The sequence below is a fragment of the Prauserella rugosa genome, assembly GCF_000719975.1.
In the GTDB taxonomy this organism is placed as follows: Bacteria; Actinomycetota; Actinomycetes; order Mycobacteriales; family Pseudonocardiaceae; genus Prauserella; species Prauserella rugosa.
In genome coordinates this window covers 187,103-198,224 of record NZ_JOIJ01000009.1, presented here as the reverse complement: position 1 = coordinate 198,224, position 11,122 = coordinate 187,103, and the positions used below count along the sequence as shown (strand labels likewise).

The 11,122-nt window shown below is 69.3% G+C and carries 12 protein-coding genes; 7 read left to right on the top strand and 5 right to left on the bottom strand.

Features of this window, described 5'->3' with window-relative positions:
* Positions 1-93 precede the first annotated feature (93 nt).
* Positions 94-261 carry a hypothetical protein gene (locus tag IF64_RS0115055; RefSeq protein ID WP_157575515.1) on the bottom strand — a complete coding sequence of 56 codons (168 nt, stop codon included), beginning with the start codon at positions 259-261 and terminating at the stop codon, positions 94-96.
* Positions 262-421: 160 nt separating this feature from the next.
* Between IF64_RS0115055 and IF64_RS0115050 the strand changes: the two genes are divergently transcribed.
* From IF64_RS0115050 to IF64_RS0115035, 5 genes are all read left to right on the top strand, one after another.
* Positions 422-655 (top strand): lasso peptide biosynthesis PqqD family chaperone, encoded by a 234-nt coding sequence (locus IF64_RS0115050; protein ID WP_051757875.1) that lies wholly within the window; start codon positions 422-424, stop codon positions 653-655.
* Positions 652-1,077, top strand: a complete 426-nt coding sequence (locus tag IF64_RS28240) for a lasso peptide biosynthesis B2 protein (RefSeq protein WP_084705876.1) — start codon at positions 652-654, stop codon at positions 1,075-1,077. Before IF64_RS0115050 ends, IF64_RS28240 begins: the two co-directional genes overlap by 4 nt.
* Complete coding sequence (locus IF64_RS0115045; protein ID WP_084705875.1) at positions 1,074-2,876, top strand: ABC transporter ATP-binding protein; 1,803 nt, start codon at positions 1,074-1,076, stop codon at positions 2,874-2,876. Before IF64_RS28240 ends, IF64_RS0115045 begins: the two co-directional genes overlap by 4 nt.
* Entirely contained in the window at positions 2,873-3,886 is a 1,014-nt protein-coding gene (locus IF64_RS0115040; protein WP_030532742.1) for a methyltransferase, read from the top strand. Before IF64_RS0115045 ends, IF64_RS0115040 begins: the two co-directional genes overlap by 4 nt.
* Positions 3,887-4,038: 152 nt before the next feature.
* Entirely contained in the window at positions 4,039-5,004 is a 966-nt protein-coding gene (locus IF64_RS0115035) for a tyrosine-type recombinase/integrase (RefSeq protein WP_211252586.1), read from the top strand.
* Here IF64_RS0115035 and IF64_RS28235 read toward each other — a convergent pair.
* Together IF64_RS28235 and IF64_RS28230 are read right to left on the bottom strand one after the other, a co-directional pair.
* Entirely contained in the window at positions 4,991-6,799 is a 1,809-nt protein-coding gene (locus IF64_RS28235) for a Tn3 family transposase (protein WP_425468432.1), read from the bottom strand. The two genes, IF64_RS0115035 and IF64_RS28235, sit on opposite strands and share 14 nt — an antisense overlap.
* 6 nt (positions 6,800-6,805) lie before the next feature.
* On the bottom strand, positions 6,806-7,915 hold the full coding sequence (locus IF64_RS28230) for a DUF4158 domain-containing protein (protein ID WP_425468431.1): 1,110 nt from the start codon (positions 7,913-7,915) through the stop codon (positions 6,806-6,808).
* A gap of 90 nt (positions 7,916-8,005) precedes the next feature.
* On the opposite strand from IF64_RS28230, the gene IF64_RS0115025 reads away from it, so the two are divergent.
* Positions 8,006-8,185: a hypothetical protein gene (locus IF64_RS0115025; protein ID WP_030532740.1), complete on the top strand. Its 180-nt coding sequence runs from the start codon at positions 8,006-8,008 to the stop codon at positions 8,183-8,185.
* On the opposite strand, the gene IF64_RS0115020 is transcribed toward IF64_RS0115025, so the two are convergent.
* A complete protein-coding gene (locus IF64_RS0115020) occupies positions 8,167-9,477 on the bottom strand; it encodes a tyrosine-type recombinase/integrase (protein ID WP_030532739.1) in 1,311 nt (436 codons plus the stop codon). The genes IF64_RS0115025 and IF64_RS0115020 overlap by 19 nt on opposite strands.
* Before the next feature lie 49 nt (positions 9,478-9,526).
* Positions 9,527-10,414, bottom strand: a complete 888-nt coding sequence (locus IF64_RS0115015) for a LysR family transcriptional regulator ArgP (protein WP_030532738.1) — start codon at positions 10,412-10,414, stop codon at positions 9,527-9,529.
* 69 nt (positions 10,415-10,483) lie between these two features.
* Here IF64_RS0115015 and IF64_RS0115010 point away from each other — a divergent pair, with 69 nt between their 5' ends.
* Positions 10,484-11,107, top strand: a complete 624-nt coding sequence (locus IF64_RS0115010; RefSeq protein WP_030532737.1) for a LysE/ArgO family amino acid transporter — start codon at positions 10,484-10,486, stop codon at positions 11,105-11,107.
* The last annotated feature ends 15 nt before the right edge of the window (positions 11,108-11,122 follow it).

Genomic DNA, 11,122 nt, shown 5'->3' with positions numbered 1-11,122 from the left:
AAGGTTGACTCGAAGGATCACGCGGTGGCCGCGCCCACGTCCACAACACCTCGTAGACGATCCCGGCGACCGCGCCACACCACTATGCGGGACTCAGCTCGCGGCATCGTCCCGGACGCGCTGCTGGACCGTACGACCAAAGGAACTGGCACTCTCGATGCTGCGCTGGGGCTGCGCCAGCACGCGCCGCAGCTGGCCGAACTGTGGCGCGAGTCCCTCCTTGCCGAGCACGGACTCGTGGACCAGACGCGCCTCACTCACGTGTGCGCCCGGCCCGACACCCCGGAGCTGGCCGACGGGCGGCTGCTGAGCACGGTGGGCTGCGAGCTGTGGCTCCGCGCGCATCAGGGAGTGATTCCCCCATCAACGCCGAAAGCCACATGAACAGGAGTCAGGCATGGCACTGCGACTACGTCCTGGTGTGTCCATCACGGACACCGATTACGGCCAGGTGCTGCTCGATGAGCAGCACGGCGAGTACTTCCAGCTGAACCCCACTGGCGCCCTGGTGGCCAGCGGGCTGCTGGCGCACCACACGCCGCACCAGATCGCCGCGGAGCTGGCCCGCGAATACGAGGTCACCGTGGAGCAGGCCGAGGCGGATGTCACCGCGCTCATTGAGGCGTTGCGCCGAGAAGGGTTGATCGTGCCATGAGTGCGCCCATGGCGATGCCGAGCCGCCACACCGTGCCGGTCACTCGCCGACAGCGCGTCGCCATACGCGTGATCACGCTGATCAGTCTGGGATTGGCACGACTGTCACCAGCCCGGCTACGGACACTGCTCGCCCGGGTTTCGGTGGCAGCCGTCCCGGCCGAGTACAGCCATACGGAGTGGGCCTACCGTGCCGTGGTCATGCTCAGTCCCCGCTGCGCCGGCTGGAAAGGATGCTTGCCGCGGTCGATCGCGGTGTGCTTGCTGTGTCGCCTCAGTGGGCAGTGGCCGACGTGGTGTAGTGGGGTGCGTGCGGCACCGCCGTTCACCGCGCACGCCTGGGTCCAAGCCGAGGGCCGCATCGTGTGCGAGCCAGGAACACCGGCCGACTACCGTCCATTGATCCACATCGAGGCACCATGAACCCACGCAACCGGCAGGAATCCGCGCGTCCGGTGGGGCTGTTGGGCCTGGTGCGACTGCTGGGCCCCCATCGCGGCATAGCAGCCATAGCGGCGGTGCTGGTCTTGGTCGCCTCCGCGTTGGGTCTGGCCCAGCCGATGCTGGCCGGCGCGGTCATCGAACGCGTGCGTACCGAGCAGCCGGTGACCGGACTCGCCCTGGCGCTGGCCGCCCTGTTCATCGGGCAAATACTGGTCGATACCGGTGGCCGCTACATGCTCGAACGGGTCGGGGAAAGCGTGGTGCTCAGCCTGCGGCAGCGCCTCGTGCACAGCCTGCTGCGGCTACGCATCAACGTGCTCGATCAGCACCGAGTCGGAGATCTGATCTCCCGCGCCAGTAGCGACACCAGCATGCTGCGCGACAGTGTCACCCGCAACGTGGTCGAGATCGTCGTCGGTGCGGTCACCGTGGCCGGCGCGACCGTGCTGATGGTGCTGCTCGACCCGGTCATTTTCGCCGTGGTGGTGGTCGTGTTCGTCATCGCCGCCGGGGGCGTCAGCCTGGTACTCAGCCGCATCCGCGATGCCGGGGAACAGGCGCAGAATGCGGTCGGAGAGTTCAGCTCCGATCTCGAGCGCGGCCTATCCGCACTGCGGACCATCCGTATCCACCGCGCCGAGACCACCGAGACCGAACGGATCGGGCAGTCGGCGCGCGAGGCCTACGCGGCCGGGATCCGGGGCGCCCGGCTGAGTGCCTCGGCCACTCCCGCGATGCAGCTGGCCGCGACCGGATCGTTTCTGCTGGTGCTGGTCATTGGCGGCATGCGGGTCGCCTCCGGAACCCTACCGTTGGGGGACCTGATCGCGCTGTTGCTGTATGCCACCTACCTGGTGGTTCCCCTGGGCAACATGCTCGAGGGCATCACCATCGCCAAACGCGCGTTGGGCGCGTTGCAACGTGTCGAGGATGCGCTGCACCTACCGACCGAGCCCGCCGAACCGGCCGAGCGTGCCACACCCAGCATCAGTGATGCCGGTGTTGAGCCCAAGGCAGTGCTGCGGTTTCGCGACGTCCGGTTCGCCTACGACGGCCGCCCAGCCTTGCGCGGCCTCAGCTTCGAGCTGCCACCCGGTACGCGCACGGCGATCGTCGGGTCCTCGGGCGCCGGCAAATCCACGGTCCTGTCGTTGATCTGCCGATTCCGCGACCCGGACGGCGGCGACATCGACTACCTTGACCAGCCCGCTACGCAGCTCAGTCGCGCGCAATGCCGTGCACTGATCGGGCTGGTCGAACAAGACTCGCCTGTGTTGCACGGCACCGTGCGCGACAACCTCGCCCTGGCCGCGCCGGAGGCCTCCGACCAGGCCATGTGGCACGCATTGCGGCAAGCCAACCTGCACGAGTTCGTGGCACAGCTCCCGCAAGGCCTCGATACCCCGTTGGGCGAACACGGCTCACAGCTGTCCGGCGGAGAACGGCAACGCTTGGCCATTGCCCGAGCACTGCTGGCCCGGCCGCCGCTGCTGCTGCTGGACGAGCCCACCTCCAGCCTGGACACCGCCAACGAGCACCTCATCATGGAGGCACTCACCCAGCTGCCCGCCCACTGCGCGGTCCTGATCGTGGCGCATCGGCTCTCCACCATCCGCAGCGCCGACCGCGTCCTCCTTCTCGACAGCGGGAATCTGGTCGCCACCGGCACCCACGACGAACTGCTGGACCAGGCTCCGCAGTATCGCCTGTTGCTGGCCGGTCACACCGATGGCGACGTCCTCGACACCACGACCGCCGAGACAGGAGCGCACCCGTGACCAGTCAGGACCAGGCACGCGAATTCGCCGAAGCCGTCGACGGCCTGGCGCCCCTGGCTGTCCGCGCGGCCGCCACACTACGGCTAGCCGATCACATCCACGCTGGCCACACCGACCTCCACGCGCTGGCCGGGCGCACCGGCACCGACCCGCACGCCTTGCACAAACTCCTCCGATTTCTGACCTCCCGAGGAGTGTTCACCGACCCCGGGCCAGACCAGTTCGCGCTGACCCCACTCTCTGCCACCCTGCTCGACGAGCACCCCTCCGGGCTGCGCCGCTGGCTCGACCGCGGCGGCATCGGCGCGCGGATGGACCACGCGCTGGCCCACCTGGACACCGCCCTGCGCACCGGACGCTGCCCCTACACCGACGTGCACGGCACCGGCTTCTATGACGATCTGGCCGCCGCAACGCCGGACAACACCTTCGATCAACTGCGCGACCAACACGCCGACAGCTTCGCCCACGAACTGGCCACCAGCCACCCGTGGCCCACCACAGGGCACCTCGTCGACGTCGGCGGCGGCACCGGCGCCGTCCTCGAAGCTCTCCTCACCGCCCACCCCGGCCTGTCAGCCACCCTCCTTGACCGCCCCGAGACCGTAACCGCCGGCATGCAACGCCTCTCCCGGGCAGGCTTGGCCTCACGCTGCACCGCCGCTCCGGGCAGCTTCTTCGACCCCCTACCCCCACGCGCCGACATCTACCTGCTGGTCAACGTCCTGCACAACTGGAACGACCACCACGCCACCACCATCTTGCAAAACTGTGCCGCAGCCGCCCATCCCGAATCCACCATCCTGATCATCGAGCGCATCGCCGACACCGGCGACGCCCGCGCACTCACTGCGATGGACCTGCGCATGTTCCTGCTCACCGGCGGTCAAGAGCGCACTCTGCAGCAATTCCACCACCTCGCCACCGACGCCTACCTCACCCTCACGCACACCGCGACGATCCCCTCCGGCCTGGCCATTCTGACCTGCCACCACCCCCGTTCCATCTAGTCCGCCTCCCCTGGACCGGACCTGCGGGACGGCGGTCTACGACTTCCGATATCTACCAATATCAGAAGTGATCTGACCATGTTGCTTCCGATATTGGGGTACGATCACGAGCGAACTGCCACGGAATTACTTCCGATATCAGGGAGGCTCGGGTGCCGGTGCCCGCTACCGAACGGGGAGTGATGTCGCGCTCGCGCCTGGACCGGGTGCTCGCCAAGTACCGGGCGGCGCTGTCACGTGCGGATCTCTCCGACGACGCCCGCCGCGCCTACGCCTCGCGGGTGTCCGGGTTCCTCGACTGGCTCGCCGCTGCCGACGTGGACGGCGATCCGCTCATTGACGCGCACGCGCGGGACTTCGCGGTGCGCGACTACCGTGCCCACCTCAAAACCGTGAAGCGTGCCAAGCCGAACACGATCAACGCGGCGCTGACCGCCCTGGACCACTTCTACATCCACCACCTCGGCCTGGGCCGCCCGGTCGCCCGGCGCGAGCATCAACCGACCACCGCGCCGGAAGCGCTCGACTCCGACGAGCAGCGCCGGTTTCTGCGTGCGGTGCAGCGACATCCCTCGGCACGGGATCGCGCGGTCGCGCTGGTGCTGCTGTACGCAGGGCTGCGTGCCGACGAACTGGCCCAGCTCGATGTCGAGGACGTGCCGATCTCCACCCGGCGGGGCAAAGTGATCGTGCGCGCCGGGAAGGGCCGCGACGGCGGCACCTACCGCGAAGTGCAGCTCCACCGCGCGGCCCGCGATGCCCTGCGGACATGGCTGGACGAACGACCGGACTGGCCAGCAGCGGGCGACTCGGCGGCGTTGTGGCTCAACCGGCGCGGCGGGAGGCTCAGCGTGCGCAGCGTCAACAGCATCGTCCGGGAGATCGCCGCGGCGGCCGGGCTGGTGCACGATGCTGGTCCCGACGCCGGAAAGGCGCGGGTACACCCGCACACCCTGCGGCACACCTTCGGCACCCAGCTGCTGCGCAACGGCGTGGACGTCGTCACCGTCGCCGACCTGATGGGGCACGCCAAGCTCGATTCCACTCGCGTGTACACCCGATCCTCGGCCGCCGATCGTGCTCGTGCGATCGATACCGCGCTGGTCATCGACGAGTAGCCACCGGCAGTTCCAGGCGCGTGTCCATGTCCAGGCGGAACCGGCCGTACGGATTGATGTGCGACCAGAACAGCGGGCTCAGCGCGCGGCGATCCTCTGCACCCAGTAGCTCGTCCCACCCGGGGCTGTCGAGGACGTTCTGCAACAGCAGGGTGTTGACGTGCACCAGCGCAGATTGCAGCAGGTGCAGGGCGAGCATGGAGACCTCGGCGTGCTCGCGATCCGGGCCGGTCAGATCACCGTCCTTACCGTAGAACAGCACCGTGTTGCCCGAGTTCCAGTTCTCCACGACCTGCAACCCGCCGTGGATCTCCCGGCGCAGGTCTGGAGAAGCGAGGTAGTCGCAGGCAAAGATCGTGCGCACTGCGCGGCCGAGTTCTTCGAGCGCCTGGTAGGTCGGGTGCTTCGGCCCGCCGCGGGTGAACCGGCGCAGGATCGACTCCGATTCCGCCGTGCCCAGCCGGAGCGCGGTGGCGTACTTGACCATCTGGTCGTACTGCTGAGCGATGAGCTCCCACTTGATTGGCCTGGTCAGCACCGGTCCGAGGTGTGCCCACGCTCCGGTGTCGTCGGGGCGGTACAGCCGGATGGAGCCGATGTTCTTCAACCGGGGCAGCAGGCGGAAGCCGAGCAGCTCGGTGAAGGCGAAGCCGACCACGCTCGCACCGTGGGTGTCGACGTAGTTGGCTTCGATCTCGGCGTCGGTGCAGTGCCGCAGCAAGCCCTCGATCATCGCCGCAACCTCGGACGACGAGCAGCTTTTGAGCTGGGAGTAGATGCAAGTCGAGCGGCGTTCGACGTGCCAGTAGATCATCACCCCGGGTCCGCCGTAGCGCTGGTGCCACTCGGTCATCAGGTTCGACTCCCACGAGCCGAACTTCTTCGAGTCCGACGCACACGCGGTGCCCTGCCCCCACCATTGCGGGTCGCGGGCCTCGAAGGTGGCGTTGACCAGCTTGGCGATCGCTGCCCGCAGGTTGTCGCGGGTGATGAAGTGCCGGCGCACGTGCCGCAGCTCGCGCTCGGTCTCCCCGTGCTCGCCGGTGGACACCAACTGCCGGATGCCGATGTTGGTGCCCAGCGCGAACAGGCACAGCAGCAACCGCCGACGCAGCGTGGGCCGGTCGATGACCTCACGGGAGGCCACCGAGGTGAACTGATCGGTGAACTCGGTGAGGAAGTCGGCGTCCTTGAGCACGTCCAGCAGATCCAGGGTGCCCCAGCGGCGGATCACCTCATCCTTGACCGCCTGCAACGCGCGCGGTTCGGGCAGCGCATCGAGCTTGGGTACGGTGATCCATGGTTCGCTGCGGCGGCTGGTGATCCGCACCCCGCCCGCGCTGCCGGTGGCCAGCGCCCCGTCGAAATGGTCCAAGGCGGTGTTCAGGCGCTCGCGCAGCCCGGCGATGAACTCTTCGGCCTCACGGGGTTTGCGCAGGGCCTCGTAGTGCACGTCGCGGGTGGCCTCGAAGTCGGCGGGCAGGTCATCCTCCGGGTTGCGCCACCGATTCGCCCCGGCCACGTACACCTCGCGGCGCCGCAGCGCCTCCCGCAACGAGACCAGCACGCACAGTTCGTAGGGGATGCGCTCGATGCGGCCGCGCTCGTCGACGACCGCGTCCCGCCAGGCTTTCGGCACCACACCCTCGATCGGCACCGTCTCGCCTGCCTCGTAGAAGCGGGTCTTGCCGTCGACGTCGGCGTAGCGTCCGAGCAGTTCCAGGGCCTGCATGATCGGGCGGTAGGCGGTGTTGTTGCACCGAAACTCCAGCGCGGACAGCAGGGCAGGCAGCATCCGCCGCTAGTAGTTCGAGTACGAGCTGCGCAGCACGGTGCGCACCCTGGCTTGGAAGGCGCGTTCGTTGGCCTTGGCCTCTTTGACCAGCTCGTGCAGCGTCTTTTCGCCCACCACCGGATACAGCGCGGAACGCACGATCTCGTCAGGGTGGTCGACGGCGGCCTCGGCCAAGCGAAACAGGATGCCTTCCTTGCCCCGCACGCGCCGCAGATCCTCGGTCAGCTCCCGCTCCACCCGCCGATCAGCCCGCGCATTGATCTTGTGAACGAGGCCGATCAGTAGCTCTACCAGCGCGTCGGTGATCTCCGCCGAGCGCCGCCAGCACAGTGCCGACAACAGCGTCAGCCGCACCGAACGGGGCGCGGCGCGCAGGTCGGACGGGTACGAACGCATCGCCCGCGCCCGCCAGGCATCCACCAGCTTCTCGGAGGCGTCGGCGAACAAGCCGTCCGGTAAGCCGAGCTGCCGCACCGCCATGAGCTTGTCGATCTCGCGTAGCAGCGTCTCCAGCCCCACCTGACCGGGGTCGGCCTTCAGGTCCGCCAACAGCCCGCGTGCCGTGTCCTGTTCCGCGACCAGGTCCTCCAGCGCGGTCACGCACTCCTCGGAGAGTCGATCGGTCGTGCGCTGGCAAAACCGCTGCTCGAACGTCGAGCGGGCCGAGCCGACGATGCGGTCCAGCCGTCCAGGAGGTTCGATGTGCTCGGCGCGGCAGCGCACCAGCACCGCGTCACGCAGACGCTCCTCGCTCAGCTCGACCGGGCAGACCTCCTCAGCCAGCCACGCGGCGAACTTGTCCTCGTCGCCACGGGAGAACTCGCGGAAGCCGAACGCGGACCGGATCTGTGCCCGGTGGTACTCGATCGACCGCGACCGCCACGAGTACCGGCCCAACTCCTCAGCGGGTACGCCGACCTGCTCGGCGACGTAGTCCACCGCCTGGGGCGGAATCTCCTCGGCATAACGCGGAAACCGTGCCTCGATCTCGAAGAACTTCAGCAACAACGCGAACCCGAGCCGCGTTGGCCCGGTCTTATTGCCCACCAGTCGCCAGTCCTCACCGACCAGCGTCCACGAACCCACCAGCTCATCCGGCTGCCACTCGCGCTGCATCCGCGCACGCTACCGATCACCGACCACGCCCTTGATCGGAGCACCCCGCTACCTTGCGGCTCGGGGCAGCTTCAGGAGTCCAGGGCCGTCATGGGGCTGACGGTCACGGAGAACACCAGGCTGACGCTCCGGGTGTTCCAGCCGACGGACGCCACGACCCGGTCCCGGCTCGAGACACTGCAGGAGCTCGTCGACACCGGACGGATCGAGGCGGACACCGAGGCGCGGCCCCACCTGGTGCCCGTACCCGCTCAGTCGCCGGTGGCCTGAGCGGGGTCCTCGCGATACCACGTGCCCGCCACGAGGTCGACCGCGCTGCGTTCGGGGTCGGGGGCGGCGTGGTCGTAGACCTTGCGCGTGGTGTCGATGCTGCTGTGCCCCACGTCGCCCTGCACGTGCGCCAGATCGGCCCCGGACTCGACCGCCGTGGTGACGTAGAAGTGGCGCAGGGCGTGGGGATGCAGTGCGTCGGCCACCTCGGCGAGTTCCGGGCCCGCCGACGCCGCCACGCGGCGCAACAGCTGCCAGATCGCCTGGCGTTGGAATCTGCGCCCCGTGCGGGTCCGCAGCAGCGGGGCGGCGGCCCCGCCGGGTGAGCGTTCGCGTTGCACCTCGCCGCTCCCCTCCCGACGCTGTGCCTCGCGCAACCGGGCGCGGTACGCGGTCAACGCGGCATCGGCGGGCGCGCTCAGGTACACGATGCGGGTCTTGCCGCCCTTGCCGGTCACGCGCAGCGCACGACGGCCGCGGGTGACGTGGAGGTCGGCCTCGTCGAGCCCGCACAGTTCGCTCACGCGCAGGCCGAGGGTGAACAGGGCGACCACGGCGCCGGCACGGGCGGTGTCGAGCGCGCTCGCTCCCCTGCGCGGTGCCGCAGCGGCCGTGTGGAGTGCGCGGACCTGCGCCGCCGTGAGCGTGACCGTCCGCGTGGTACTCGTCGAGGCGGCGGTCAGCCCGAGGCGCCGTCGGCTCAGCGCCGCGGGGTTGCCTGCGGCCAGCCCGGTGTCGGCGAGGAACGCATACAGCGTCTTCACCGTGGCGAGCAGCCGATCGCGCGTCGCGGGTGCGGCGCCGGCCTCGTTCAGCGCGTCGAGCCATGCCTTCACGTCGCGTGTCGTGGCCCGCGTCGGGTCGAGCCCGCGTGCCGCGCACCACCGGAACCAGTGCAGTCCACGCAGCCGTCCCCGTGGTGCGGGAGGCGGCGCGGTCCCCGTTGTCGCCGCTGGGGGCCGTACCTGCAGTGCCGATGCGTAGGAGCCGACCGCCCTGACCCAGGCGGCACTCAGTCGGGTGCTGCCTTGTCGAGTGGTGCCCTGTCCTGCGGTGTCTCCTGGATCGGTGGCGGAGTGCGGCAGCCACCGTTCGAGGTCGGTGGCCGACACGGGAAGGCCGAGCCCCTCCGCGTACGTGCGGCGGGTGCGGACGTTGCCGTAGCCGCTGAGCCAGTCGGCGACACCGGCGAGCAGCGCCGCCGGATCCGCGACCGCCGGCCAGATCTCCGCGCTCGCCGACTCGTCCTCTTCGGACACCTCCCGAGAGACGGGAACCGGCTGCACGCTCATGCCGACAGACGCTAGCGCACGTGCGCGGGGCGCGCCCCGGCCACGGCGGTCACGAGCGCAGCACGGAGGTTGCGGCGCGGGCGACCTCCTCGGCGACGACGGCCAGTGCCGGGGAGTCGAGCTTCCACTGTTGCCAGTACAGCGGTACGTCGATCGGCCGTTGTCCCTCCAATGTCACCAGTGCCCCGTCGGCCAGCAGCGGCTCCGCCTGCGGTTCGGGCACCAGGCCCCATCCAAGCGCACCGACCACCGCCTCGACGAAGGCGTGCGACGACGGGATGTGATGGCGGGCCGCGACCACGCGCCGCCGCGTCACGCGCCGGAGGAAACGGTCCTGGAGGTCGTCGGTGCGGTCGAAGACCACCATGGGCGCCCACGGCAACGTCTCCCGCAGCGGGCCGGTGGCGAGGTGGCGTTCCACGAACGCAGGCGATGCGACGGGGTGATAGCGCAACCGGCCCAGCGGACGGGCGGTGCAGCCCTGGACCGGATGCGCCGAGGAGGTGACAGCAGCCATCACACGGCCGCGCTTGAGCAACTCCGCGGTGTGGTCCTGGTCGGCGGACTGCAGGTCGAAGCACACCGCGATGCGTGCCGTGGCGGCGGACAGCGCGGGCAGGAACCAGGTGGCCAGTGAGTCGGCGTTGACGGCGATCGCGAGCGGCGCCGGCTCGTGCTCCTCCGTCTGGCCCAGTGCGCTGCCGAGGTCGTGCTCGACCTGAGCCAGTTGGCGTGCGAAGCGCACGACGACGCTGCCGGACTCCGTGAGTCGCACCGGCTTGGTCCGCTGGACGAGCACGCGACCCGCGCCCTGTTCGAGTGCCTTGATCCGCTGGCTCACCGCGGACGGCGTGACGTGCAGCCTGCGGGCGGCCGCCTCGAAGGTGCCCTCGTCCACGACGGCGAGCAGCGTCCGAACCTGGTCCGACGGAATCATCACAGCTACTAATGGTACGTAAGAAAGATTAGCTGGAATGTTCTCCGCGGTCCTCCTAACTTCGAAGCCGTGAACGGGACACTCACGACCGCCCTCGCCGCCGGCCTCGGCACCGGGCTCGCACTCATCGTCGCCATCGGGGCGCAGAACGCCTTCGTGCTGCGCCAGGGAATCCTGCGCGAGCACGTCGCCGCCGTCGTCGCCATCTGCGCCCTGTCCGACGTCGTCCTCATCGGACTCGGCATCGCGGGGGTCGGTGGTGTGGTCCGCCTGTGGCCTGCGGCCCTCACGGTCGTCGCGATCCTGGGCAGCGCGTTCCTGCTCACCTACGCGGCGCTGGCCGCGCGCCGGGCGCTGAACCCTTCGGCCATGCCGATGTCCGAGAACGCCACCACGCGTGGTCGGCGCGCCGTCGCGGCGACGTGCCTGGCCCTGACCTGGCTGAACCCGCACGTCTACCTCGACACGGTGCTGATGCTCGGCTCCGTGGGCAACGGCTTCGGAGACCTGCGCTGGTGGTTCGCCGCTGGGGCGGCTCTCGGCAGCCTGCTGTGGTTCACCGCGCTCGGCTACGGCGCCCGCCTGCTGAGCGGGCTGTTCACCCGCCGGCGCTCATGGCGCATCCTCGACGGCCTCATCGCGGTGATCATGGCGACGCTCGGCATCGGCATGCTCACCAACGCTCTCCGGTAGGTGTACCGACTTGAG